A 24,100-nucleotide genomic window follows, 5' to 3' on the forward strand; every position below is an offset into this window, starting at 1 on the left:
CGAGCAGCTACCCGCAGCTGACCGCCGTGATCGTCCGCCGGTGATCGATGCGCAGGTTCAGCCGGTCTTCGCGGAAATCCTGCGTCACCATCTGCCCCGGCCAGATCACCCGCACCGTCCGCGCGCCCGACAATTGTCTGGCCCGGGTCGGCACGTGCCGCCGGTAATGCTCGCCGACCAGCACTTCGGCCGCCGCCGCCGCGCACATGCCCGGCACCGCATCGTCGCGATCGATCGGCGTAGCGGACTGCGCCAGCATCAGCATCACGGCCAGCATCATGCCGCCATCTCCTCTTCAGCCTGATCGTCGGTTCGCGTCATCTTGAGCTTGCCCTTGGTGACCGCGAACGCCAATCGCCCCTCCACCAGGTCGAGGGCGTCGCGGCCGAACTGGTCAAAACGCCAGCCCTCCAGCATCGGCAGCCCGCTCCGCACGCCTGCCGCCAGCGCTTCCAGCTCGTCGGCGCGCGCCAGTAGCTTGGACGCAACGTCGATGTCGCGCGCCCTGATCTTGAGCAGCAGCTTGAGCAGGTCCGCGACCAGCGCGCCGTCCTTGCCCAACCCCGGCGTCCGGTCCTCACGCGGCGGCAGCTCCGCCTCGCTCAGCGGCGACGCGCCCTCGATCGCCGCCATCAGCCGTGCGCCGATCTCGTTCCCCGCCCAGGTCGCCGACAGCCCGCGCACTTTGGCCAGGTCGGCCTGCCGCCGCGGCGCATGCCCCGCCAGATCGGCGAGCGTCTCGTCCTTGACGATGCGGCCGCGCGGCAGGTCCTTGCCGCGCGCCTCCATCTCGCGCCACCGTGCCAGCGCCTTGAGGCGCCCCAGCACCTCGGCCTTGCGGCTCGGCACCCGCACCCGGCGCCAGGCGAGATCGGGGTCGTTGGCGTAGTTGGCAGGGTCCGCCAGCCGCTCCATCTCCTGATCCAGCCAGCCGCCGCGCCCGTTTTTCTTCAGCCGCTCCAGCATCTTGGGGAAAATCTGCAGCAGATGGGTGACGTCGCCGATCGCATAATCGATCTGCCGCGCCTCCAGCGGCCGCTTCGCCCAGTCGGTGAAGCGTGCACCCTTGTCGATCTGGATGCCCAGCCAGCTGTCGACGAGGTTCGAATAGCCGATCTGCTCGCCCTGCCCCAGTGCCATGGCCGCGACCTGCGTGTCGAAGAGCGGGTGCGGAGTCTTGCCGGTCAGATTGTAGATGATCTCCAGGTCCTGGCCGCCGGCATGGAAGACCTTGAGCACCTCTTCGTTGGCAGTCAGCAGGTCGAGCAGCGGCGACAGGTCGATGCCGCCCGCCATCGGGTCGATCGCTGCCGCATCGTCGCCGCCCGCGACCTGGATCAGGCACAGCACCGGCCAGTAGGTGCTCTCGCGCATGAACTCGGTGTCGACCGTGACGAAGTCGCATTGCGACCAGCGGTCGCACAGGCGGCGGAGCGTGTCGGTGTCGGTGACCAGCGGGTGAACGTGCATCGGCCGGGCCATAGGCGCTGCATCGGGTTGACAAAAGGGGGAGGGGTGGGGAGGGCCCGCGCTCGGTTCACAGCCTCTCGACGATCGCGATACCCATGCACGCCTACCGCACCCACACCTGCGCCGCGCTCGACGCCGAGGCCGTCGGCAACGCCGTCCGCCTATCCGGCTGGGTTCACCGCAAACGCGACCATGGCGGCGTGCTGTTCATCGACCTGCGCGATCATTACGGCATTACCCAGATCGTCGCCAAGACCGGCAGCCCTGTCTTCGCGCTGCTGGAGGGGCTGCGCGTCGAGACGGTCGTCACCGTCACCGGCCGGGTCGTCGCGCGCGAGGCGGGTCAGGCGAACGCCAATCTGCCGACCGGCGAGATCGAGGTCGAGGCGGGCGAGGTGACGGTCCAGTCGCCCGCGCAGGAGCTTCCGCTCCCCGTCTTCGGCGAGGCTGAATATCCGGAGGACATCCGGCTGCGCTATCGCTTTCTGGACCTCCGTCGCGAGCGGCTCCACGCCAACATCATGCTGCGCGCGCAGGTCATCGCCTCGATCCGCCAGCGCATGATCGGGCAGGGCTTTACCGAGTTCCAGACCCCGATCCTGACCGCGTCCAGCCCGGAGGGTGCGCGCGACTATCTCGTCCCCAGCCGCGTCCACCCCGGCAAGTTCTACGCGCTGCCGCAGGCGCCGCAGATGTTCAAGCAGCTATTGATGGTCGCCGGCTTCGACCGCTATTTCCAGATCGCGCCGTGCTTCCGCGACGAGGACGCGCGCGCCGACCGCTCGCCGGGCGAGTTCTATCAGCTCGATTTCGAGATGAGCTTCGTCACCCAGGACGACGTCTTCGCCGCGATCGAGCCGGTCCTTCACGGCCTGTTCGAGGAGTTCGCCGACTGGCAGGGCAAGGGTCGTCAGGTTTCGGCCCTCCCGTTTCGCCGCATCCCGTACCGCGAATCGATGCTGAAATACGGCAACGACAAGCCCGACCTGCGCAACCCTATCCTCATCGCGGACGTCAGTGACCATTTCCGCGGTTCTGGCTTCGGCCGCTTTGCATCGATTGTCGAGGCGGGCGACGTCGTCCGTGCGATCCCCGCGCCGGGCACCGCAGACAAAAGCCGCAAGTTCTTCGACGATATGAACGCTTGGGCGCAGGGCGAGGGCTTCGCCGGCCTCGGCTACGCGACGCGCAAGGGCGGCGAGTGGGGCGGCCCGATCGCCAAGAACCATGGTGAGGACAAGATGTCGGCGATGGCCGACGCGCTGGACCTCGGCCCGGATGACGGGCTGTTCTTCGCGGCGGGCCCCGTCGCGCAGGCGACAAGACTAGCCGGCCTCGCCCGCACCCGTGTTGCCGAACAGCTCGGCCTGATCGACGCAAAGCGCTTCGAGTTCTGCTGGATCGTCGACTTTCCGATGTTCGAATATGACGAGGACGCCAAGAAGGTCGATTTCAGCCACAACCCTTTCTCGATGCCGCAGGGCGAGCTGGCTGCGCTTGTCTCGAAGGACCCGCTCGACATCCTCGCCTATCAGTACGACATCGTCTGCAACGGCATCGAGTTGTCGTCGGGGGCAATCCGCAACCACCGGCCGGAGATCATGTACAAGGCGTTCGAGATCGCCGGCTATAGCCGCGAGGACGTCGACAAGAACTTTGCGGGCATGATCAACGCCTTCAAGTTCGGCGCTCCCCCGCATGGCGGCTCCGCGCCCGGCATTGATCGTATGGTCATGCTGCTCGCCGACGAGCCGAACATCCGCGAGGTCATCACCTTCCCGATGACTCAAAAGGCGGAGGACCTGATGATGGGCGCGCCCAGCTTCGTCAGCGCGAAGCAGCTGAAGGAGCTTCACCTGCGCTCGACGGCGGAGGTGAAGGATGCGGCCGCGGTGTCGATTCAGGCTGGCTAGCCGTTAGGCGGTGGCGGCGCGTCCCGATCGCCCCACTGCCACCTGCACAATCGCCGTCACGGCCAGCATCAACGCGAAGCCCGCGCCCGCGGAGCGGGGCGACTCGATCGTGAAGGCGGTAGCGAGCGCCGTGTTGACCGCGAGGGCGAGCAGCGCGGGCGCGGGAAAGAGCGGCATCCGGTAAGGGCGCTCCAGCGCCGGCTCACGGCGCCGAAGCACCAGCGCCGCCAGGTTCACGCTGGCGCACATTCCCGCGTAAAGCGCCGTGCTCAACGCCAGCAGCACGTCGAACAGTCCCACGGTCGCCATCAGCGCCGACGCCGCGACCGTCGCGAGCAGCGCCGTCCGCGGCGTGCCATTGGCCGCGACCGCGTTGAGCACCGGCACACGTCGATCGCGCGCCACGCCCCACAGCACGCGCGTGTACATCATCAGCGAGGAATTCACGATCGTGACCAGCGATATCGTGGAGAGCGCGGTGACGTAGAAATCGGCGCGTGGGCCGAACAGACCTGCGGTCGCGCTCGCCGCGACCAGCGTATCGCCTGCCATCGCCGCCGGCGCGACCTGCCGCAGGAAGGCGAGATTGGCGAGCACGTACAACGCCGTGACCATAGCGATACCGCTGAAGGTCGCGCGCGTGATCGCCCGGCGCGGATCCACCGTCTCCTCGCAATAATAAGCAGCGCCGTTCCAGCCGTTGTACGTGCCGATCACCGCGCGCAGCGCCGCGACGACGCCAAGGATCGACACCGCGACCGGCGGGGCGGCATGCACGACCGGCACACCCCGCGGGCCGAACAGCAACGCGACAATCAGCATGGTGAACAACAGCATCTTGACCGCGCTGCCCAATTCCTGTGACCGCCCCGCCGCCCTCGTCCCCGTGAGCTGGATACCGCCGATCGCGATCGGCAGCAGCGCCGCCAGCGCGCCGACGGGTACCGCGGTCGCCAGACCCATGCGGTGCAGATATTCGCCCAGCACGACGCTGATATAGCCGATCGCGGCGACGTTGCTGACCCAGTCTGTCAGCCCGACCGCCAGCCCGACAAACGGGCCGAACGCGCGCTCGGCGAAGGTGTACGGCCCGCCGGTGCGCCGGATCGCCACCGCCAACTCCACAGTGGACATCGCGTCGACAAAAGAGAACAGCCCGACCACAATCCACGCCGCCATGATGATCGTCGCGTCGGGCACGCCGGCCGCGACCTGTCCGGGCGCGCGCAGGATGCCTTGACCGATCGTGCCGCCGATGATCGCCGCAATCCCGAACACCACACCCAGCACCCGGCGAAGCTGGCCCGTCATAACCTCGGCCATCTGCTATTCCCATCCTGACTGTTCCGGGATCGCAACGACAAGAGCAGAGTACGCGGTCTGCAGCAAGCCGGGTGACGTGGCCCAGCGAGCGTGCCACCACCAAGCGCGCCAACATCGGGGGACGCATGCAGAAAGCACAGCTCGGTTCCGACGCGCCGCCGCCGTTCGTGCGCTCGCTCGGCGTCCTCGGCGTGCTGTTCCTCACCTTGTCGGTCGCGACGCCCGCCTCCTCGGTGTTCGTCTTCATCCCCGACATGTTCGGCGCGGCGGGTACCGGTGCGGTGTGGGCGTTCGTCATCGCCGCTTTGGTCTGCGTCGCGACCGCGTTCATCTATGCCGAGCTTTCCTCCGCCTGGCCGGTCGCGGGCGGCGAGTACGTCATGGTCGCACAGACGCTGGGCCCGTTCGCGGGCTTCGTCATGCTCGGCGTCAACGTTGTCAACAACCTCATCTTCCTTCCCGTTGCGGGGCTGGGGATCAGCGACGTCCTGTCAGTTGTCCTGCCCGGCCTGCCGCAGCTGCCGGTCGCGCTCGGCGTCGTCGCGGCATGCACCGTGGTCGGGCTGTTCGACATCCGCGTGAACGCCGCCATCACCGGCTGCTTCCTCGCGCTGGAGGTGGCGACGCTGGCCGTCGTCGCCGCGCTCGGCCTGAGCGACGCCGTGCGCTCGCCGGTCGCGTTCTTGACTGACCCAGTCGCGGGGCCGACGCTCGCGCCTGCCGGGATCGCCTCGGTCGGGGTCGCCACCTCGATCGCCATCTTTGCGCTCAACGGCTATGGCGCGGCGGTCTATTTCGGCGAGGAGATGCTCGATGCGCCGGCGAAGATTACCCGCGCGATCATGGGGGCGCTGGTGCTGACGCTGGCGCTGGAGGCGCTGCCGCTGGTCGCCGCGCTCACCGGCGCCCGCGACCTGCCGGCCTTGTTCCACAGCGGCAATCCGTTCGGCGAGCTGGTCGCGCAGCTCGGCGGCGCAGGGCTGGCGAGGTGGGTCGCCGTTGGGGTCGCGCTCGCCATCGTCAACGCGCTGATCGCCTGGGTGCTCGCCTGCGCGCGCTTCTTCTACGGCACCGCGCGAGACCGCAGCTGGGGCGCGCCGGTCGACCGGCTGCTCACCGCAATCCATCCGCGGACCGGCGCGCCGTGGATCGGCACGCTGGTGGTCGGCGCGGTCGGCATGCTGCTCTGCTTTATCGACAAGGCGCGGCTGGAGGTGTGGAGCGGCACCGGGCTGATTGCGATCTACGCTGGAATTGCGGTTGCGGTGATGGTTGGCCGCCGCAGCGGCGCCAGTGCCCACGCGCCGTACCGGATGCCGCTCTATCCGCTGGCGCCGCTCGTCACGGTCGCAGCGCTGTTCTACGTCGGTTGGACCAACTGGATGGACCGTCAGACCGGCCGCCCCGCGCTGATCGCGACCGCGGTGCAGATCGCCGCGGCGGCGGCGTGGTACTGGTTGGTGCTGCGCCGCCGGGGGGCGTGGACCGTGAACGTCCCCGAATAAACTGTCCTACATGCGCCGCGCTGTGCATCACCACCGCGCCGGCGGAGAGGTGCCGGTAACGCGCTGGGACAGGTCGGACGCGCGACTGATCGAGCCTCTACTTAGCCTCTACTTCCGCGTCTCACGCCGCCGCGAACCGTCCGTCCTCGCCCAGTACCCGCAGCTTGCCGTCGGCGATCGCGAACACCGCGCCGTGGAGGTGGAGCGTCCCCGCCTCCACCCGTTCGCGGACGAAGGGAAAGGTCATCAGGTTGGCGATCGAGACCTTGACCCCTTCCTGCTCCAGCGCCGCCTGGCCCTCGGCGCCGGTGCCATGCTCGGCCGCCACCTTGTCGCGTGCAGCGTCGAGCAGCGAGATCCAGTTCGCCACGAAGCCGCCTTCGCCGATCCCGGCTCCCGCCAAGCTCTGCGTCAGCGCGGCGTTCACGCCGCCGCACGCGCCATGGCCCAGCACGACGATCTCCTCCACCTCCAGCTTGGTAACCGCGAACTCCAGCGCGGCGGAGACGCCATGATAGATACCTCCCGTCTCGAAAGGCGGCACCAGCGCGGCGACGTTGCGGACCGCAAACACCTCGCCCGGGCGGCTGCCGAAGATCGTCGCGGGGTCGACCCGGCTATCGGAACAGGCGATCACCATCACCTTGGGCGATTGTCCCGTCGCCAGCTCGGACCAGCGCGCGCGCTCGGCCTGCCATTCGGTGCCACGAAACCGGTAATAGCCCTCGATCAGGTCGGTGAAGTGCGTCACGCGCGTGTCCCTTCGTTGTCTGGCGGCCGGGCAGTCGCTATCTGCCGCTCCATGAGTGACGCTCTCCCGCTGGCCGCTCCTGCCCGGCAACGCAAGCCCGACTGGATCAGGGTCAAAGCGCCGACCTCGGCCGGGGTCGGCGAGACCCGCAAGCTGATGCGGCGCTTGGGCCTGGCCACGGTTTGCGAAGAGGCGGCCTGCCCCAATATCGGCGAGTGCTGGACCAAGAAGCACGCGACGGTGATGATCCTGGGCGACACCTGCACCCGCGCCTGCGCCTTCTGCAACGTCAAGACCGGCATGCCGCGGGCGGTTGACGCCCATGAGCCCGAACATGTCGCCGTTGCCGCGGCGGAGCTGGGCCTCACCCACATCGTCGTCACCTCGGTCGATCGCGACGACCTGCCCGACGGCGGCGCGTCGCAATTCGTCAAGGTGATCCAGGCGCTGCGCCGCACCACGCCCGCGACGACAATCGAGATCCTGACCCCCGACTTCCGCAACAAGGCGCAGGCCGCGGTCGAGTCGATCGTCGAGGCGCGACCGGACGTCTACAACCACAATCTGGAGACGGTGCCGCGGCTCTACCCGACTATCCGCCCCGGCGCGCGCTACTACGCCTCGCTGCGCCTGCTCGAATCGGTGAAGCGCCACGACCCGTCGATCTTCACCAAGTCCGGCGTCATGCTGGGGCTGGGCGAGGAGCGGCTGGAGGTGCACCAGGTGATGGACGACATGCGCTCGGCCGACATCGACTTCCTGACCATGGGCCAATACCTGCAACCAACCCCGCGCCACGCCAAGGTTGCCGAGTTCGTCGCCCCCAAGGCATTCGACGCCTATGCCGCGATCGCGCGGGCGAAGGGCTTCCTGCTGGTCGCCGCGACCCCGCTGACGCGCTCGAGCTATCATGCCGGCGACGATTTTGCGAAGATGAAGGCGGCGCGGGAGGCGCTGCTCCGTCGTACCCCCGCGCATGCCTAGCCACCACGAGACCCGGCATCTGCCCTATACCGCGCAGCAGATGTTCGATCTGGTCGCCGACGTGAAGCGCTATCCCGAGTTCCTGCCCTGGGTCAGCGCCATGCGCGTCCGCCGTGACACGCCGACCGAGACGCTCGCCGACATGATCGTCGGGTTCAAGGGGCTGCGCGAGACCTTCACCAGCCGCGTCGGCAAGCTGCGGCCGGAGCATATCCATGTCGACTATATCGACGGTCCGCTGAAGCACCTCCGCAACGACTGGGCGTTCCGGCCGGAGGGGCAGGGGTGCGCGGTCGACTTCACCGTCGACTTCGCGTTCAAGAACCGGGTGTTCGAGCTGCTGGCGGGACAGGTGTTCGGCCAGGCGCTGCGCCGGATGATCGGCGCGTTCGAGACCCGCGCCGCCCAGCTCTACGGCGCGGGCGAGGCGGGCAGCAGTAGCTCCAGCGCGCACAGCGCCGCCTGAAGCCGGACGCCGCCGCGGCCGAGGTCGCCGAAATCCTTGCGCTCTGCATGGACATCGGCCGGGTCCTGCCCCTTCTCGGCGCGCGCGAAAACGACAGTGCCAACCGGCTTGCGGTCAGATCCGCCGCCGGGCCCGGCGACACCGGTGATCGCCACCGCGACGTCGACTTCGGTCCGCTTCAGTACCGCCTGCGCCATGCTCCACGCGGTCGCGATCGAGACCGCGCCGAAGGTCTCGATCACGTCGGTCGAGACCTTGAGCATGCCTGCCTTCGCCTCGTCGGCATAGGTGACGAAGCCCGCGACGAACACATCCGACGATCCGGGCAGTTCGGTTAGTGCCGCCGATACCAGTCCGCCGGTACAGCTCTCCGCCACCGCCACCCGCCGACCGGCGGCGCGGTTGGCGTCGATCACCTTGCGCGCGGCCTCGACCAGTTCGGCGGGCAAGAGCGTGTCCATCAGCGGGTCTCCACCGGGCACAACGGCAGCGTCGCGACGGGGTTGCGTGCGCCCGGCGACGGCTGCGCCGCGGCGTAGCGCAGCGCGGTCACGATCACGCCCGCCGCGTTGGCGGGCGGCAGCGGCTCCAGCAGCGTCACCAGCCGGTCGACGGTGCCGCAGTCGCGCAGCGCGATCCGGCCCACGATCAGCGGCGCGACCAGCGAGGCGAGCAGCGGCCGCGCATAGGCGGAGCCGAGCAACGCGTCGGCGGTCGGGTTGGACAGCTTGACCAGCGCCGCCCGCGCCGCCGGCCAGGCGCGGTCGGCCTCGGCATCGTAGCGGCCCAGCAGCGGTGACGGCGTCCGTCTGAGCAGGCTGGTCGCCGGCAGCCGCGTGGCACAGGCCGTCCCCGTCTGACGCAGGATTTCGGGCAGCGCCGCGCTCGCCAGCGCCTGCGCCTCGCTATCGGTCAGGCACGCGTCGGCCGGCGGCGCGGCGGCGGTCAGCAGCAGCGCGGCCGCTATAGCCCCTACCGCCCTCATCGCGGCGCGCCCGCCGGCAGCCGCACCGTCGCGCTCGCCTGCGCCGCGATACCTTCGCCGCGGCCGGTGAAGCCCAGCTGCTCGGTGGTTGTCGCCTTGACGCTGACTCGGTCGGGGGTGAGCCTCAGCAGCTCGGCGATCCGCGCCTGCATCGCCGCCCGGTGCGGCCCGATCTTCGGCGCCTCGCAGATCAGCGTCAGGTCGACGAAGCTCACCTGCCCGCCGCGTGCCGCGATCAGGCCGGCGGCATGGGTCAGGAAGCGGTGCGACGCCGCACCCTTCCACTGCGGGTCGCTCGGCGGAAAGTGCGTGCCGATATCCCCGGCCGCGATCGTGCCGAGCAGCGCGTCGGTCAGCGCGTGCAGCGCCACGTCCGCGTCGCTGTGCCCCGACAAACCCCGGTCGTGCGGGATCAGCACGCCGCCGAGCCACAGCTCTTCGCCCGCCGCCAGCCGGTGGACGTCGAACCCGGTGGCGCTGCGCCACTCCCACGTTCCGAAAGCTTGGGCGCGTGCCTCCGCTATGGCGAAGTCCTCCGGATAGGTGACCTTGTCCAGCATCGGGTCGCCCTGCACCAGCGCGACGCTGCCGCCAAGCGCGCGCACCATCTGTGCGTCGTCGGTCGGCTCCGGTCCGGACCACGCCGCGTGGGCGGCCAGCAGTTCGTCCCGGCGGAACGCCTGCGGTGTTTGTACCCGGCGTAGTGGCGCGCGGTCGACCGTTTCTCCATCGGCAGACACCAGCGTGTCCGCTACCGCAAGCACCGGGACCGCGCCATCATGGGTATCGAGCGCGAACAGCAGCCGGTCGACCACCGCCGCCGGCACGAACGGCCGCGCGGCGTCGTGGACCAGCACTCGCGCAGGCCGGTTCGTCAGTGCCGCCAGTCCGTTGCGCACCGACTCCCGCCGTGTCGCACCGCCCAGCGATAACCGAGCCTCACCGGTCGCGGTCCGCGCCAACGCGTCCTGCCCCTCGCCCACCACGATCACGATCTCCGCGATTGCCGGGTGAGCCCGCAAGACGCGGTAACTATGCGCCACCATCGGCAGCCCCGCCACCGTCGTGAACTGCTTGGGGAGGGCACCGCCCGCGCGAATGCCGGACCCGGCGGCGACAATGATGGCGGCGACCGACATGTCCGCGCCGCTACTCCCTCCTGGAGCCTTGCTGCAACTGCACAATCGGCGTACACGCTGCCCGTTTTTCAGGCACGCATGCGTACTCTCGCTCCCTTTAAGATCGGCTCCGTCCAGATCGACACCCCCGTCATCCTGGCGCCGATGACCGGCGTCAGTGACCTGCCGTTCCGCACGCTCGTCCGCCGCTACGGCTCCGGCCTCAACGTGACCGAGATGATCGCCAGCCAGGCCGCCATTCGCGAGACGCGCCAGTCGCTCCAGAAGCTCGCCTGGGATCCAATCGAGGAGCCGGTGTCTATGCAGCTGGTCGGCTGCACGCCCTATGAGATGGGGGAGGCGGCGCGGCTGGCGGAAGATCGCGGCGCGGCGATCATCGACATCAATATGGGCTGCCCGGTCCGCAAGGTGACGTCGGGGGACGCGGGCTCCGCACTGATGCGCGACCTGCGGCTCGCCGCAGCGATCGTGGCGGGCGTGGTCAAGGCGGTCGGCGCCCCAGTCACGCTCAAGATGCGGATGGGCTGGGATCAAGACAGCCTCAACGCGCCCGAGCTGGCGCGGATCGCCGAGGATCTGGGCGTGAAGATGGTCACGGTCCACGGCCGCACCCGCAATCAGATGTACAAGGGTCAGGCCGACTGGGCCTTTGTCCGCCGCGTCAAACAGGCGGTGAGTGTGCCGGTGATCGTCAATGGCGACATCTGCTCGGTGACGGACGCGGAGGCGGCGCTCGACCAGTCGGGCGCCGACGGCGTGATGATCGGCCGCGGCAGCTATGGCCGCCCCTGGCTGCTGGCGCAGGTGATGGAGGGGCTGCGCACCGGCCGCCAGATCGCCGATCCGTCGCTCGACGAGCAATATCACACGATCGCTGGCCATTACGAGGCGATGTTGGCGCATTACGGCATCGTCACCGGCGTCAACATGGCGCGCAAGCATATCGGCTGGTACACCAGGGGGCTGCCCGGCTCGGCCGAGTTCCGCAATGCGGTCAATCAGGAGCCGAGCCCGCAGCGCGTCCGCACGATGCTGGCTGAGTTCTACCTGCCCTGGCGGACGCGTGCCGCCGCCTGAACGGTCGCGGCCGGACGGCGGCGAGCTGTTCGCCGCGCTCCCCGTCGCAGCGCTGCTGGTCGACCCCGGCGATCGCATCGCCCACGCCAACGCCGTCGCGGAGCAGCTGCTTCAGATGTCCGAACGCCACATGATCGGCCAGCCGCTCGCAACCGTGCTGCCCCCGCCCGATCATGGCGGCGGCCGCGACGGCCACAATTTTGCGGCGTATGACACACAGATCACAACCCCTCGCGGCACGTTGCGGGTCGACTACCTGAAGGTGCAGGTGCCACACCGCTCCGGCTGGCGGCTGATCACGCTTCATCCCGGCGCCGCCTCGCGCCGGCTCGGTCATTCCGCCGATCGCGACGCCGGCGCGCGCGCGGCGGTCGGCGCGGCGGCAATGCTGGCGCACGAGATCAAGAACCCGCTGTCGGGCATCCGCGGCGCCGCGCAGCTGATCGGTCAGGGGGAAGCAGGACCCGCGCTGCCGCAGCTGATCGTCACCGAGGTCGACCGCATCGCGGCGCTGATCGACCGGATGGCCGATTTTGCGGACACACGCCCGCTGCCGACCCAGCCGGCGAACATCTATCCGCTGCTCGCTCACGTCCGCGGGGTGGCGCAGGCCGGGTTCGCGGCGGGGGTCGCGATCGAGGAACGGTTCGATCCGTCGCTGCCGCCCGCCCAAGTCAACGCGGACGCCATGACGCAGATCCTGCTCAACCTCCTCAAGAACGCACGCGAGGCGGTTCGCGGGATCGTCCAACCGCGCCTGATGCTCAGCACCGCGTACCGTCACGGCATGGCGGTCAGCGCCGGTCCCGATCGCCCGCGGCAACCGCTACCGATCGAAATCTGCGTTCATGACAACGGACCGGGCGCGCCCGCCGATATCGCCGACCATCTGTTCGATCCGTTCGTCTCGGGCCGTCCGGAAGGGCAGGGCCTGGGGCTGGCGCTGGTCGACAAGCTGATGCGTGACCAGGGCGGCATCGTCCAATATGCCCGCGAGGGCGTGCCCGAGATGACGGTGCTGCGCCTCCTGCTGCCGAGAGCGGCATGAGTCGCATCCTGGTCATCGAGGATGACGCAGCCATTCGCACCGTCGTCGCCCAGGCGCTGCGGCGCACCGGGCATGAGGTTGAGGCGGTCGAGACGCTCGCCGCCGCAGATCGTGCGCTCGCCGCCGCGGCGCCCGACGTCCTCGTCACCGACGTCGTGCTTCCCGACGGCAACGGCTTGGATCATCTCGCCAATGTCGCGGCGCTATACCCCGCGCTCCCCGTGATCGTCCTGTCGGCGCGCAATACGCTCACCACCGCGGTTCGCGCGACCGAGATGGGCGCCTATGAATATCTGCCAAAGCCGTTTGATCTGGGGGCGCTGACCGACGCTGTCGCCGGCGCGCTCGCTCGCGGCGGCGCGGTCGCGGAGAGCGGGGCGGGGGAGGAGGACGCCGCCCAGGAACGTGGGCTGCCGCTGATCGGCCGCTCGCCGTCGATGCAGGACGTGTATCGCGTCATCGCACGCGTCGTCGCCAACGACCTGACCGTATTGGTGTCGGGCGAGTCGGGCACGGGCAAGGAGCTGGTCGCGCGCGCCATCCACGATCTGGGTCCGCGCCGCGCCGCGCCATTCGTCGCGATAAACATGGCTGCGATCCCGCGTGAGCTGATCGAGGCCGAGCTGTTCGGGCATGAGCGCGGCGCTTTCACCGGCGCGACCCAGCGCACCGCCGGCCGATTCGAGCAGGCGGCGGGGGGCACGCTGTTCCTCGACGAGATCGGCGACATGCCGATCGAGGCGCAGACCCGCCTGCTCCGCGTCCTGCAGCAGGGCGAGTTCACCACCGTTGGCGGCGCCCGAGCGATCCGTGCCGATGTCCGGATCATCGCCGCCACCAACCGCGATCTTGCTTCACAGGTGACTGGCGGCGTGTTTCGCGAAGACCTGTTCTACCGGCTCAACGTCGTCCCGGTCCGGCTGCCGCCGTTACGCGAGCGTCGGCAGGACGTGCCGCTGCTCGCCCGTCATTTTCTTGAGATCGCCGCCGCGCAGGGGCTGCCCCGCCGTCTGCTTGCCGCTGATGCGGTTGTCGTGCTCGCCGCCCATGACTGGCCCGGCAACGTCCGCGAGCTCGAGAACCTCATGCGACGCCTGGCGGTGCTTGCGCGCGACGAGGTTATCGAAGCCGACGGCATCCGCGCCATGTTGGGCGGTCAGCGCGAGCCGCAGGCGACCGACGGCATGGCGGTGGCTGTCCGGCTGCTGATCGAGCAGATCGCACGTGAACGTACTGGAGCGCTCGACGATGGATCGCTCTACGACCGCGTTATCGCCGATGTCGAACGCCCCCTCATCGAGGCCATGTTGAGCCGTCACGGCGGCAACCAGCTCCGCGCGGCCCGCGCGATGGGACTGAACCGCAACACCCTCAAAAAACGTCTGGATATGCTCGGCATCGTGGCGCGAGGACCCGACGCAGGGTAGCCATCCGCAATATGTGCTTTCCTTGCAACACCTGACGCGGTAGCGGACAGGTAATGGCGTCGAGCGTATTTGCGGACAGTGGTGGGGAGCTTCGCCTCTCCCCGCCGACCCTGGCGCCGGTGTGGCGGGCCATGCTGGTCGCCGCGCTCGTCGCCGCCGCGACCGGCAGCTACATCTACATCACGCGGCAGGGCAGTGCCGCGACGCCATACAACCCGCTGCTGATTGCGCTGCTGCTGGTCGGCAATCTGATCGCCGGGTCGGCGGTCCTGGTCCTGATCGGCCGCAGCATCGCGCGCCGCCGCGCCGCCCGCTCGCCGTCGGGCGGGAACGGCCAACTTCACGTCAGGCTGGTCGCGCTGTTCTCGACAGCGGCGGCGGTGCCGATGATCCTGGTCACGATCACGGCGTCGTTGCTATTTCAGTACGGCACGGAGTTCTGGTCCTCGCAGCGTGCCCAAGCCATGCTCGGCAACGCCCGGGCGCTGGTGCAGGAGAATTACCGGACCGAGCAGGACAGAGTCGCCAACGAAGGCAAGGCGATGAGCGGCGACCTGGCGAGAACGCTGGCCGAATCCTCGATCAGCAGCAAGGCTTTCACCGATGCGCTCTTGTATCAGGCTTATGTTCGCAACCTGTCCGAAGCGATGATCGTCGACCGGGCGGACCGCGATCCGTTGGCGGTGCTCAATCCTTACGGCCGCCCGTTGGTCAACGTCGTCACATCGGCGATGATGAACGCAATAGACCGCGGGGAGCCGCAGGTTCTGATCGAGGAACGCGACCGGCTGGGCGTATTGTTGCCGCTGGCTTACGGTAGCCACACCTATCTCTACACATCGCGGGTTTTTCAGGAGCGGCTCGCAACGCAGATGCAGCGGAGCGATGCGATCGCGTCGGACTATCGCGCGCTCCAGTCCCGGTCCCGCTCGCTTCAGCTCCGCTTCAACGCCGCGCTGCTGCTGTTGGGCCTCCTCATCGTCGGCATCGCCGTCTGGATCGCCTTGCGCCTGGCCGACCGTCTTGTCCGGCCGATCGACGAACTCGTCGGTGCCGCGCAACGGGTGACCGAGGGCGACCTGTCTGCCCGCGTCGCAGAGACCAAAGAGCGCGATGAGGTTGGCACGCTCGCGCGCGCCTTCAACCGGATGACCGGACGGTTGCAGGAGCAGAACGGCGTGCTGGACAGCCGCCGCGCCTTTATCGAGGCGGTGATGGCGGGGGTCTCCGCGGGCGTCATCGCCACCGACGCCGATCGCACCGTCACTGTGGCGAACAGCTCCGCCATCCGCCTGCTCGGCGGCGCCTCGCTGCCCGGACGGCCGCTCGCCGAGACAGCGCCCGCGCTCGATCTACTCGTCCGCGACAATCAGCGTGAAGCGATCATCGAGGTCGGTGGGGAGGGGGAGCAACGCACGCTCGCGGTGCGTATCGCGCGCGGCGGGACCGGCGCGATTTTGACCTTTGACGACATCACCGAGCAACAGCTCGATCAGCGGCGCGCTGCCTGGGCCGATGTCGCACGCCGCATTGCGCACGAAATTAAGAACCCGCTTACGCCGATCCAGCTCGCCGCCGAGCGCCTGCAGCGGCGTTACGGCGGCAAGGTCGAGGCGGGCGACACCACCTTCCAGCGGCTGACCGACACCATCGTTCGCCAGGTTGGCGATCTCCGCCGCATGGTCGACGAATTCTCGTCCTTCGCGCGCATGCCCAAGCCGGTGTTCCGCGACGAGCCGCTCGCCGACATCGCCCGCCAGACGCTCTTCCTCCACGAGGTCGCGCACCCCGGCATCAGCTTCAGCCTCGACGCACCCAACCCAGCGCCGCATCTGATCTGTGACCGCCGCCAGATCGGCCAAGCGCTGACCAATCTTGTCAAGAATGCTGCCGAGGCGATCGAGGCGACCGGGGCCGCGCAAGGTGAGGTGACGCTGGCTCTGGGCGAAGCCGATGCGCGCACCACGATCGCGATCAGCGATACCGGCATCGGTCTGCCCGCCGACCGTGCGCGCATCCTCGAGCCTTACGTCACCACCCGCGCCCGCGGCACCGGTTTGGGACTCGCCATCGTGGCAAAGATCGTTGAGGAACATGCGGGCACGATGACCTTGTCCGACCGCGACGGCGGCGGCACGGTTGTGCTGCTCTCCTTCGATACCGTCGCGCTTGCCGCCCTAGGCGACAATGGCGATCACGCCGGCGCGTCAGGCGAGGAACAGCTCGCCCAACTCATGCCTCTACGGACCTGACCCCTCATGGCGCTCGATATTCTCGTGGTCGACGACGAACAGGACATCCGCGAGCTGGTGGCCGGGGTGTTGGAGGACGAAGGTTACGACACCCGCGCCGCGGCGAACAGCGACGATGCGCTGGAGGCGATCGCCGCCCGCCGCCCGTCGCTCGTTCTGCTCGACGTATGGCTGCACGGCTCGCGGCTCGGCGGGCTGGAGCTGCTCGACGAGGTGAAGCGTCGCGACCCGACGCTGCCTGTGCTGGTCATCTCCGGGCACGGTAACCTCGACACCGCCGTCGCCGCGATCCGCCGCGGCGCCGCCGACTTCATCGAAAAGCCGTTCGAGGCCGAACGCCTGCTCCTGATGGTCGAGCGCGCGACCGAGGCCGAGCGCCTGCGCCGCGAGATTGTTTCGCTGCGCGCCTCGGCCGGTCGCGACGGTGATCTGACCGGCAGCTCAGCCTCGATCAACGCGGTCCGGGCAACGCTGAAGCGCGTGGCCGCGACCGGCAGCCGGGTGCTGATCATGGGGCCGGCGGGGGTAGGCAAGGAAGTCGCCGCGCGCCTGCTCCACGGCTGGAGCAACCGCGCGGGCGGGTCCTTCATCGTCGTCTCCGCCGCGCGTATGACGCCCGAGCGCGTCGAGGAGGAGCTGTTCGGGGTTGAGGAGGGTGGCGACCTGGTCCGCCCCGGCCTGCTCGAACAGGCGCATGGCGGCACGCTGTTTCTCGACGAGATCGCCGACATGCCGGTCGCCACACAGGCGCGCATCCTGCGTGTCCTGACCGACCAGAGTTTCACCCGGGTCGGCGGCACCCGCATCGTCAAGGTCGATGTCCGCGTCGTCTCCGCCACCGCCCGGGACCTGACCCACGAGATCGCCGAGGGCCGCTTCCGCGAGGATCTCTATTACCGCCTGAACGTCGTGCCCGTGTCGCTTCCCGCATTGGCCGAGCGGCGGGAGGACATCCCGCCGCTGGTCCAGTATTTCACCGCGCACTACGCCTCGGACCGCCGCGTGCCGACGCCGGAGGTTGCCGCCGATGCGATGGTGGCGCTGCAATCCTATGACTGGCCGGGCAATGTCCGCCAGCTCCGCAATGTCATCGAGCGCACCATTATCCTGGCACCCGGCGATCGGATCGGGCGGATCGATCTCGATCTGCTCCCGGCCGAGGTGCTGGGCGAAGGGGGCAGTGGGGGCGGGGCGGGCGCGATGATGGGCGCACCGCTGCGTGAGGCGCGCGAGAGCTTCGAGCGCGAGTATCTCCGCGTTCAGATCCGCCGATTTTCCGGCAACATCTCCCGCACCGCCAGCTTTATCGGCATGGAGCGCTCCGCTCTTCATCGAAAACTGAAGTTGCTCGGGATCGCGGAAACGCGCGACGACTCATAGACGCCGGGCGCGCCGCTCCCTACGTTGTGGATCCTGACGCCGGAACCGGCGCGACGCGGGGCATGGACCCGCCAAGAACGAAAGGTACAGGCGATGACCGACAAGCAGGGCTCGCTGCAGGATCTGTTCCTCAACGGCGTTCGCAAGACCAAGACGCCAGTTACCATGTTCTTGGTCAAGGGCGTCAAGCTGCAGGGCATCGTCACCTGGTTCGACAATTTTTCGGTGTTGCTGCGCCGCGACGGGCAGTCGCAGCTGATCTACAAACACGCCATCTCGACGATTATGCCGGCGGGTTCGATCGACCTCGACGCGATCGTGGGACCGATCGCAGAAACGGCGCGCAAGCCGTTGTTGCAAGATGTTTTTCTCAACGCCGTCCGCCGCTCGGATGAAAGCGTTACGATGTTCCTCATCAACGGCGTCATGCTGCAGGGCTATATCGCCGGGTTCGACCTGTTCTGCATGCTGCTGACGCGGGAGGGTATGGCGCAGCTGGTCTATAAGCACGCGGTGTCGACCATTCAGCCAGCCCGTCCACTCAATCTCGCCGAGGAGCAGGCCGAGCCCGATGGCGACCCGGATTGAGCCTGCCGGTGACGAGCGGCGGGTTCGATCGCGACAAGGATGAGTTCGCCCGCGGCGCCCGTGCGCTGGTCGTCCTGCCCGACCGTGGCGACGCGACGCGCGATGCCGACGCTCGGCTGGCGGAGACGGCGGGGCTCGCCGCGGCGATCGGCCTTGTCGTCGCCGCCAGGGTCGCGCTGCGCGTCCGCGCGCCGCGCCCGGCGACGCTGATCGGTTCCGGTCAGGCGGATGAGCTGGCGGTTCGCGTGCGGCAGGAAGAAGCACAGCTCGTCGTCTTCGATGGCGCCCTGACGCCGGTGCAGCAGCGCAATCTGGAGACGACGCTCGACGCCAAGGTGATCGACCGGACCGGGCTGATCCTCGAAATTTTCGGTGAACGCGCCGCCACCGCGGAGGGCAGGCTGCAGGTTGAACTGGCCCATCTGGATTATCAGGCCGGCCGTCTGGTGCGCAGCTGGACCCATCTCGAACGTCAGCGCGGCGGGTTCGGCTTTCTGGGCGGCCCTGGCGAGACGCAGATCGAGGCCGACCGCCGATTGATCCGCGACCGCATGGCGCGCCTGCGCCGCGAGCTTGAGGGCGTCAGCCGCACGCGTAGTCTCCACCGCGATCGGCGCCAGCGAGCGCCTTGGCCGGTCATCGCGCTGGTCGGCTACACCAATGCCGGCAAGTCGACGCTTTTCAATCGGTTGACCGGCGCTGACGTCATGGCGGAAAACCTGTTGTTCGCGACGCTCGATCCGACGCTGCGCCAGATCAGCCTGCCGGGGCTGGACAAGGCGATCCTGTCGGACACCGTCGGCTTCGTTTCCGACCTGCCGACCCAGTTGGTCGCCGCGTTCAAGGCGACGCTGGAGGAGGTGGTCGCCGCCGACCTGCTCCTCCACGTCCGCGATGTCGCTCATCCGGACACCGAGGCTCAGCGCGCCGACGTTGAGGCGGTGCTGGCAGAGATCGGCGTCGCGGCTGAAACCCCGCGGATCGAGGCGTGGAACAAGCTCGACCTGATCGACGCCGCAGACCGCGACGCGCTACTCGCCGACGCCGCCAGGCGTACCGATGTAATACCGGTATCAGCGCTGACGGGAGAGGGCGTGGACGTCCTCACCCGGCACATCGCGACCGATCTGACGGCGGGTCACCGCCGCTATACGGTCGTACTGGGCGCCGCCGACGGGGCGGGTGCCGCCTGGCTGCATGCCCATGGCGAAGTGTTAATGCAGGTGCCGGGGGAGGAGGAGACAAGCTACGAGGTGCGCTTGTCGCCCGCCGACTATGAACGCTTCACCCGCCGCGATGCTTGACGGCGTTCCACAGCCCTTCCTTATCGTTCAGCGACAGGCCGGCAAAGGCCGCTCCGGCATCGGCTTCCATCGCCCTGAATCGCTTCTCGAACTTGCCATTAGCCGCCCGCAGCGCTGCCTCGGCGTCGACGCCCAGATGTCGCGCCCAGTTCACGATTGCGAATAGCAGGTCGCCGACTTCTTCCTTGATAGTTTCGCAGCAAGCTTCTTCAACTTCCTGCAACTCTTCGTCGATCTTGGCGCGCGGTCCGCTCGCATCAGGCCAGTCGAAGCCGACCCGCCCGGCGCGCTTCTGCAGCTTTTCCGCCCTTAACAGCGCCGGCAATCCCAGCGCCACGCCGTCGAGTGCGCCAGCCGCACCCTTGGCCGCGCGCTCCGCCGCCTTCGACCGTTCCCAGTCGAGCGCGTCAGCGTCGCCGAAGATATGGGGATGCCGGCGCTCCATCTTGTTGGCGATCCCGGTGGCGACGTCGGCAAGCGTGAACGCACCGATTTCCTCGGCGATACGGCTGTGGAAAACGACCTGGAGCAGCAGATCGCCGAGTTCGTCCTTCAGGTCCGCCGCGTCGTCGCGTGCGATCGCGTCCGCCACCTCGTAAGCTTCCTCGATCGTATACGGTGCGATCGAAGCCCAGCTTTGCTCCAGATCCCAATCGCAGCCTCTGACCGGGTCGCGCAGCCGCGCCATGATCGCTGTCAGTCGCGCGATGGGGGAGCCCGCTTCCTCAACCACATCGGAGTCCGATAATACACATTATGTTTAATTAGCTGGATGGTTGGGCTGGAGGATCAGGGTCCGTCCCTCCACCCGCCAGCTTTTGAGCTTCGACAGGAAATTCATCCCTAGCACGTCCGTTTCGCCAAAGGCCGGCGACACGACCACCGGCAGATCGCGCGCCACGGCGTTGCCCAACCTTAGTGTCGCCACGGTTGCGGTCTTCGCCGAGACCCGGCCGTTGGCCGTTTCGATCACCATCGGAAAGAGCGGCCGTTCCGGTGTAATGCCGGCTGCCGCTGCCGTACCGCTGGACAGCGCGGTGATCGTCGCGCCGCTGTCGATCAGCATCCGCCGCTGTGTGCCGTTCAGGTCGACATCCGCCCAGAAATGCCCGTCGCCGCTCATCCTGATTCGCACCTCCGCGCCCTCGACCTGCTGATCCGACAGATGAAGCACGCTGGTGACACGCGCCAGATAGGGGTCGAACCGCTCGCGTTGCGCAACGACCAGCGCCAGGATGGTGAACAACGCGCCCCAGGTCGCCAGCATGGTGACGACCCGCAGAAACGGCACGCGTCGCGCAACAAGCGCCGACAGCGGCAGGACCAGCAGCGCCGCATAGATCCAGATGTTCGGACCAATGTCGTTCATGGCATGAACTCCTGCCCGTCATAGCCTGGCTCGACCCCCGCGGGCAGCGTTTCCGCCTCCGTCCGATAGTCCATTGAATTGTCCATATGAATGAGCGCGGTTTGCCGCGGCCGCAACTCCCTCACCCAATCGAGCACCGAGGCTACCGTTGGATGGGTCGGATGCGGCGCATGACGCAGCGCATCGACAATCCATACGTCGAGATCCGTGTAGAGCGCATGCATGGCTGGGGTGAGATCATGGAAATCAGTGGCATAGCCGATGCTCTTGCCGTCTCCTTCGAACCTCAGCCCGACCGATGAGATGCTCCCGTGCGGCTGATCGACGCAACGGATCGTCAGCCCGCCGATCTGCAGCCGGTCGGGCAGCTGCTGTGCCGCCACGGTCGCCGGATACCCCTCACGTCCAGCAAAGACATAGCCAAATCGTCTGCCGATCACCGCCAGCGTCTCCGCCCGGGCGAGCCCGCGTACCGGCCGGCCAAGGGCGTGGTAGACCTGCCGAAGATCGTCGATGCCGTGCAGATGGTCGGCGTGGTCGTGCGTCCAGATTACCGCATCGACCGTCGCCACATCCGCCGCCAGCAGCTGTTCTCGCATGTCAGGGCTAGTGTCGACCAGCACGCGTACGCCGTCCTGCTCGACCAGCAGCGACGCACGGGTACGCCGGTTGCGGGGCTCGGCCGGGTCGCACGCTCCCCAATCGTTCCCCAGCCGCGGCACCCCGGAAGAGGTACCCGATCCGAGGATGCGGGCCTTCACGCCGCAACCGTCTTGCTGAACAGCGTGTGGAAGTTTTTGGCGGTCCGCCTCGTCAGCTCTTGGACGTCCTCTCCGCGCAGCTTGGCAAGGAAGGCCGCCGTGTCGGCCACAAAGGCCGGCTCGCCCGCCTTTCCCCGATGGGGCACGGGCGCGAGGAACGGGGCGTCCGTTTCGATCAGCAGCCGCTCGACCGGCAGCCGCGCCGCCGTCGCCTGAAGATCGCGCGCGCTCTTGAAGGTCACGATCCCGGAAATGGAGATGAAGAAGCCCATTTCCAGCGCTTTGTCGGCGAACGCTCCGGTACCCGTGAAGCAATGGATGACGCCCGCAAACGCTCCCTGACGCAGTTCGTCGGCGAGGATGCCCAGCGTATCCTGCTCGGCATCGCGGGTATGGACGACGATCGGCAACCCGGCTTCGCGCGCCGCAACGATGTGGGTGCGGAAGCTCACCTGCTGCCGCGCACGATCGCTATGATCGTAGTAATAGTCGAGGCCGCTCTCGCCGATGCCGACAACGCGCGGATGCTGCGCGCGCGCGACCAGTTTGGCCGCATCGACATGCGCGTGCTGGTCCGCCTCATGCGGATGGACGCCCACCGTCGCCCACACGTCCGCTTCCCGTTCGGCGGTCGCCAGCACCGCATCCCATTCGCTCTCGCGCGTCGCAATATTGAGCATCGCCGTCACACCGCGGGCGCGTGCCCGCGCCAGTATGCCGGCCTGATCCTCGGCCACGCCCTTGTAATTCAGGTGGCAGTGACTGTCCGCCAGCATCAGACGGGCTCCGCCGGCAGCTCGAGCCGCGGGAAGACGGGCGTCGGCGGGGCGATGCGGAAGCCGCCCGCCGCCGTCCGCGCGTACCAGCCGTCATCGTCCACCGCCGCGTGATCGCGCGCTGGGGCGCCAAGCTGGTCGAGCACCTTGGCCGCCGCCTCCGGCACCACCGGCAGGATCGTGATCGCCAGCATCCGGATCGCGCGCAGCAGCGTTCCCAGCACCGCATGCATCCGCGACGGATCAGTCTTGCGCAGCGCCCAGGGCTCCTCGGCGGTAATGTACCCGTTGCACGCGAATACCCCGCGCATCCATGCTTCGATCGCTTGCGACAGCATCAGGTCGTCGAACGCCGATCGGAAACCGGCGCAGGCGACCACCACCTCCTCGATCAGCACGCCGTCCGCAGCGTCGACCTTGCCCAGTTCGGGAAAGGCGCCTTCCAGGTTCTTGGCGACCAACGACAATGTCCGCTGGACCAGATTACCGAAGCCGTTCGCAAGCTCGGCATTGACCCGCGTCACGATCGCTTCTGGGGAATAGCTGCCGTCCTGCCCGAAGCTGACCTCGCGCAGCAGGAAATAGCGCAGCGCGTCGACCCCGAAGGCGTCGGCCAGCGCGTCGGGATCGACGACGTTGCCCACCGTCTTCGACATCTTCTCGCCCGTCCGGCTGAGCAGGAAGCCGTGTCCGAATATGCTCTTAGGTAAAGGAAGCGATGCGCTCATCAGGAAGGCGGGCCAGTAGACCGTGTGGAAGCGCACGATATCCTTGCCGATCAGGTGCAGGTCGGCGGGCCAGAAACGGGCGTCCGGCGTTTCCCCGGGCCAGCCGGTGCCCGACAGATAGCTCGTCAGCGCGTCGACCCAGACATACATCACATGCCCCGGACACCCCGGCACAGGCACGCCCCAGTCGAAGCTGGTCCGCGACACCGACAGGTCGGACAGTCCGCCCTCGACGAAGCGCATCACCTCGTTTCGGCGGCTGTCGGGCCGGATGAAATCGGGATTGGCGGCGTAGAGGTCGAGCAGCGGCTGCTGGTATTTCGACAGCCTAAAGAACCAGCTTTCCTCCGTCGTCCACTCGACCGGCGTGCCCTGTGGCGATCGGCGCGCTTCGCCCTCCCCGGTCAGCTCCTTCTCGTCGTAGAACGCCTCGTCGCGTACCGAATACCATCCTTCGTAGCGGCTCAGGTACAGGTCGTCATTCGCCGCCATTCTTGCCCAGATCGCCTGGCTGGCAGCGTGATGCGCGGGGTCCGTCGTGCGGAAGAATCGATCGTAGCTGATCTGAAGACGATCGCACATCGCCTTGAATTGTGACGACATCCGTTCAGCATAAACAGCTGTCGCCAGCCCTGCAGAACGTGCCGCCTGCATCATCTTCAGGCCGTGTTCGTCGGTGCCGGTCTGGAAGCGCACGTCACGCCCTGCCTGCCGCTGGAACCGGGCGATCGCGTCGGCGGCGATCGCTTCATAGGCATGGCCGATATGCGGACGGCCGTTCGGGTAGCTGATCGCCGTGGTGACGTAGAAGGGCTCGGCCATGATCACGCGACTAGCAGAGGCCGCTGCACCCC

Annotated in this window: 23 protein-coding genes; 11 read left to right on the forward strand and 12 right to left on the reverse strand. The window is 68.0% G+C overall.

Annotated features, from left to right (window positions below; translation table 11 throughout):
* Positions 1-7: 7 nt before the first annotated feature.
* Positions 8-280 (reverse strand): I78 family peptidase inhibitor, encoded by a 273-nt coding sequence (locus ACP2AD_RS08575; RefSeq protein WP_425229655.1) that lies wholly within the window; start codon positions 278-280, stop codon positions 8-10.
* Positions 277-1,470, reverse strand: a complete 1,194-nt coding sequence (rnd, locus tag ACP2AD_RS08580) for a ribonuclease D (RefSeq protein WP_425229656.1) — start codon at positions 1,468-1,470, stop codon at positions 277-279. Before rnd ends, ACP2AD_RS08575 begins: the two co-directional genes overlap by 4 nt.
* Positions 1,471-1,565: 95 nt before the next feature.
* Between rnd and aspS the strand changes: the two genes are divergently transcribed.
* The gene (gene aspS, locus ACP2AD_RS08585) at positions 1,566-3,383 is read left to right on the forward strand and encodes an aspartate--tRNA ligase (protein ID WP_425229657.1); all 1,818 of its coding nucleotides are present in this window, start codon (positions 1,566-1,568) and stop codon (positions 3,381-3,383) included.
* Between the two features lie 3 nt (positions 3,384-3,386).
* Here aspS and ACP2AD_RS08590 read toward each other — a convergent pair whose 3' ends face one another.
* Complete coding sequence (locus tag ACP2AD_RS08590) at positions 3,387-4,706, reverse strand: APC family permease (RefSeq protein ID WP_425229658.1); 1,320 nt, start codon at positions 4,704-4,706, stop codon at positions 3,387-3,389.
* Positions 4,707-4,831: 125 nt separating this feature from the next.
* On the opposite strand from ACP2AD_RS08590, the gene ACP2AD_RS08595 reads away from it, so the two are divergent.
* Positions 4,832-6,211, forward strand: coding sequence for an APC family permease (locus ACP2AD_RS08595; protein ID WP_425229659.1), 1,380 nt, complete (start codon positions 4,832-4,834; stop codon positions 6,209-6,211).
* Positions 6,212-6,332: 121 nt separating this feature from the next.
* On the opposite strand, the gene ACP2AD_RS08600 is transcribed toward ACP2AD_RS08595, so the two are convergent.
* Entirely contained in the window at positions 6,333-6,962 is a 630-nt protein-coding gene (locus tag ACP2AD_RS08600; RefSeq protein ID WP_425229660.1) for a carbonic anhydrase, read from the reverse strand.
* A gap of 51 nt (positions 6,963-7,013) precedes the next feature.
* On the opposite strand from ACP2AD_RS08600, the gene lipA reads away from it, so the two are divergent.
* Entirely contained in the window at positions 7,014-7,946 is a 933-nt protein-coding gene (lipA, locus tag ACP2AD_RS08605) for a lipoyl synthase (RefSeq protein ID WP_425229661.1), read from the forward strand.
* Positions 7,939-8,412 carry a type II toxin-antitoxin system RatA family toxin gene (locus ACP2AD_RS08610; RefSeq protein ID WP_425229662.1) on the forward strand — a complete coding sequence of 158 codons (474 nt, stop codon included), beginning with the start codon at positions 7,939-7,941 and terminating at the stop codon, positions 8,410-8,412. The genes lipA and ACP2AD_RS08610 overlap by 8 nt, the downstream gene beginning before the upstream one ends.
* Here the strand turns inward: ACP2AD_RS08610 and ACP2AD_RS08615 are convergent.
* From ACP2AD_RS08615 to ACP2AD_RS08625, 3 genes are read right to left on the reverse strand one after another with little or no spacing between them, the layout of a single operon-like run.
* On the reverse strand, positions 8,358-8,873 hold the full coding sequence (locus ACP2AD_RS08615) for a CinA family protein (protein WP_425229663.1): 516 nt from the start codon (positions 8,871-8,873) through the stop codon (positions 8,358-8,360). The two genes, ACP2AD_RS08610 and ACP2AD_RS08615, sit on opposite strands and share 55 nt — an antisense overlap.
* Positions 8,873-9,397: a hypothetical protein gene (locus ACP2AD_RS08620; protein ID WP_425229664.1), complete on the reverse strand. Its 525-nt coding sequence runs from the start codon at positions 9,395-9,397 to the stop codon at positions 8,873-8,875. Before ACP2AD_RS08620 ends, ACP2AD_RS08615 begins: the two co-directional genes overlap by 1 nt.
* The gene (locus ACP2AD_RS08625; RefSeq protein ID WP_425229665.1) at positions 9,394-10,536 is read right to left on the reverse strand and encodes a bifunctional 2-C-methyl-D-erythritol 4-phosphate cytidylyltransferase/2-C-methyl-D-erythritol 2,4-cyclodiphosphate synthase; all 1,143 of its coding nucleotides are present in this window, start codon (positions 10,534-10,536) and stop codon (positions 9,394-9,396) included. The genes ACP2AD_RS08620 and ACP2AD_RS08625 overlap by 4 nt, the downstream gene beginning before the upstream one ends.
* Before the next feature lie 78 nt (positions 10,537-10,614).
* Here ACP2AD_RS08625 and dusB point away from each other — a divergent pair, with 78 nt between their 5' ends.
* The 7 genes from dusB to hflX are packed head-to-tail and all read left to right on the forward strand — an operon-like array spanning position 10,615 to position 19,612.
* The gene (gene dusB / locus ACP2AD_RS08630; protein WP_425229666.1) at positions 10,615-11,613 is read left to right on the forward strand and encodes a tRNA dihydrouridine synthase DusB; all 999 of its coding nucleotides are present in this window, start codon (positions 10,615-10,617) and stop codon (positions 11,611-11,613) included.
* On the forward strand, positions 11,600-12,661 hold the full coding sequence (locus tag ACP2AD_RS08635; RefSeq protein WP_425229667.1) for a two-component system sensor histidine kinase NtrB: 1,062 nt from the start codon (positions 11,600-11,602) through the stop codon (positions 12,659-12,661). Before dusB ends, ACP2AD_RS08635 begins: the two co-directional genes overlap by 14 nt.
* Positions 12,658-14,088, forward strand: a complete 1,431-nt coding sequence (gene ntrC, locus ACP2AD_RS08640) for a nitrogen regulation protein NR(I) (protein ID WP_425229668.1) — start codon at positions 12,658-12,660, stop codon at positions 14,086-14,088. Before ACP2AD_RS08635 ends, ntrC begins: the two co-directional genes overlap by 4 nt.
* Before the next feature lie 53 nt (positions 14,089-14,141).
* Positions 14,142-16,340 (forward strand): ATP-binding protein, encoded by a 2,199-nt coding sequence (locus ACP2AD_RS08645; protein ID WP_425229669.1) that lies wholly within the window; start codon positions 14,142-14,144, stop codon positions 16,338-16,340.
* A 6-nt stretch (positions 16,341-16,346) separates the two neighbouring features.
* Positions 16,347-17,720, forward strand: a complete 1,374-nt coding sequence (locus ACP2AD_RS08650) for a sigma-54-dependent transcriptional regulator (protein ID WP_425229670.1) — start codon at positions 16,347-16,349, stop codon at positions 17,718-17,720.
* Positions 17,721-17,753: 33 nt separating this feature from the next.
* Complete coding sequence (hfq, locus tag ACP2AD_RS08655; RefSeq protein ID WP_425231131.1) at positions 17,754-18,308, forward strand: RNA chaperone Hfq; 555 nt, start codon at positions 17,754-17,756, stop codon at positions 18,306-18,308.
* Positions 18,305-19,612 (forward strand): GTPase HflX, encoded by a 1,308-nt coding sequence (hflX, locus tag ACP2AD_RS08660; RefSeq protein ID WP_425229671.1) that lies wholly within the window; start codon positions 18,305-18,307, stop codon positions 19,610-19,612. The genes hfq and hflX overlap by 4 nt, the downstream gene beginning before the upstream one ends.
* Here hflX and mazG read toward each other — a convergent pair.
* The 5 genes from mazG to metG all read right to left on the reverse strand — a co-directional run bounded on the left by mazG (position 19,593) and on the right by metG (position 24,068).
* Positions 19,593-20,300, reverse strand: coding sequence for a nucleoside triphosphate pyrophosphohydrolase (gene mazG, locus ACP2AD_RS08665; RefSeq protein ID WP_425229672.1), 708 nt, complete (start codon positions 20,298-20,300; stop codon positions 19,593-19,595). The two genes, hflX and mazG, sit on opposite strands and share 20 nt — an antisense overlap.
* Positions 20,301-20,372: 72 nt before the next feature.
* Positions 20,373-20,981, reverse strand: coding sequence for a retropepsin-like aspartic protease family protein (locus ACP2AD_RS08670; protein WP_425229673.1), 609 nt, complete (start codon positions 20,979-20,981; stop codon positions 20,373-20,375).
* Positions 20,978-21,742, reverse strand: a complete 765-nt coding sequence (locus ACP2AD_RS08675; RefSeq protein WP_425229674.1) for an MBL fold metallo-hydrolase — start codon at positions 21,740-21,742, stop codon at positions 20,978-20,980. The genes ACP2AD_RS08670 and ACP2AD_RS08675 overlap by 4 nt, the downstream gene beginning before the upstream one ends.
* Positions 21,739-22,518 (reverse strand): TatD family hydrolase, encoded by a 780-nt coding sequence (locus ACP2AD_RS08680; protein ID WP_425229675.1) that lies wholly within the window; start codon positions 22,516-22,518, stop codon positions 21,739-21,741. The genes ACP2AD_RS08675 and ACP2AD_RS08680 overlap by 4 nt, the downstream gene beginning before the upstream one ends.
* Positions 22,518-24,068, reverse strand: a complete 1,551-nt coding sequence (gene metG, locus ACP2AD_RS08685; protein ID WP_425229676.1) for a methionine--tRNA ligase — start codon at positions 24,066-24,068, stop codon at positions 22,518-22,520. The genes ACP2AD_RS08680 and metG overlap by 1 nt, the downstream gene beginning before the upstream one ends.
* Positions 24,069-24,100: the final 32 nt, after the last annotated feature.

The sequence above is a fragment of the Sphingomonas sp. genome (assembly GCF_965248875.1).
Lineage (GTDB): Bacteria > Pseudomonadota > Alphaproteobacteria > Sphingomonadales > Sphingomonadaceae > Sphingomonas.

Coding starts and splice junctions, on each gene's coding strand:
- ACP2AD_RS08670 (WP_425229673.1), bottom strand. CDS start 20,981: ATGAACGACATTGGTCCGAACATCTGGATCTATGCGGCGCTGCTGGTC.
- dusB (WP_425229666.1), top strand. CDS start 10,615: ATGCGTACTCTCGCTCCCTTTAAGATCGGCTCCGTCCAGATCGACACC.
- ACP2AD_RS08680 (WP_425229675.1), bottom strand. CDS start 22,518: ATGCTGGCGGACAGTCACTGCCACCTGAATTACAAGGGCGTGGCCGAG.
- ntrC (WP_425229668.1), top strand. CDS start 12,658: ATGAGTCGCATCCTGGTCATCGAGGATGACGCAGCCATTCGCACCGTC.
- mazG (WP_425229672.1), bottom strand. CDS start 20,300: ATGGCGCGGCTGCGCGACCCGGTCAGAGGCTGCGATTGGGATCTGGAG.
- aspS (WP_425229657.1), top strand. CDS start 1,566: ATGCACGCCTACCGCACCCACACCTGCGCCGCGCTCGACGCCGAGGCC.
- ACP2AD_RS08590 (WP_425229658.1), bottom strand. CDS start 4,706: ATGGCCGAGGTTATGACGGGCCAGCTTCGCCGGGTGCTGGGTGTGGTG.
- ACP2AD_RS08625 (WP_425229665.1), bottom strand. CDS start 10,536: ATGTCGGTCGCCGCCATCATTGTCGCCGCCGGGTCCGGCATTCGCGCG.
- ACP2AD_RS08610 (WP_425229662.1), top strand. CDS start 7,939: ATGCCTAGCCACCACGAGACCCGGCATCTGCCCTATACCGCGCAGCAG.
- ACP2AD_RS08650 (WP_425229670.1), top strand. CDS start 16,347: ATGGCGCTCGATATTCTCGTGGTCGACGACGAACAGGACATCCGCGAG.
- ACP2AD_RS08615 (WP_425229663.1), bottom strand. CDS start 8,873: ATGGACACGCTCTTGCCCGCCGAACTGGTCGAGGCCGCGCGCAAGGTG.
- rnd (WP_425229656.1), bottom strand. CDS start 1,470: ATGCACGTTCACCCGCTGGTCACCGACACCGACACGCTCCGCCGCCTG.
- ACP2AD_RS08645 (WP_425229669.1), top strand. CDS start 14,142: ATGGCGTCGAGCGTATTTGCGGACAGTGGTGGGGAGCTTCGCCTCTCC.
- ACP2AD_RS08595 (WP_425229659.1), top strand. CDS start 4,832: ATGCAGAAAGCACAGCTCGGTTCCGACGCGCCGCCGCCGTTCGTGCGC.
- lipA (WP_425229661.1), top strand. CDS start 7,014: ATGAGTGACGCTCTCCCGCTGGCCGCTCCTGCCCGGCAACGCAAGCCC.
- metG (WP_425229676.1), bottom strand. CDS start 24,068: ATGGCCGAGCCCTTCTACGTCACCACGGCGATCAGCTACCCGAACGGC.
- ACP2AD_RS08575 (WP_425229655.1), bottom strand. CDS start 280: ATGATGCTGGCCGTGATGCTGATGCTGGCGCAGTCCGCTACGCCGATC.
- ACP2AD_RS08620 (WP_425229664.1), bottom strand. CDS start 9,397: ATGAGGGCGGTAGGGGCTATAGCGGCCGCGCTGCTGCTGACCGCCGCC.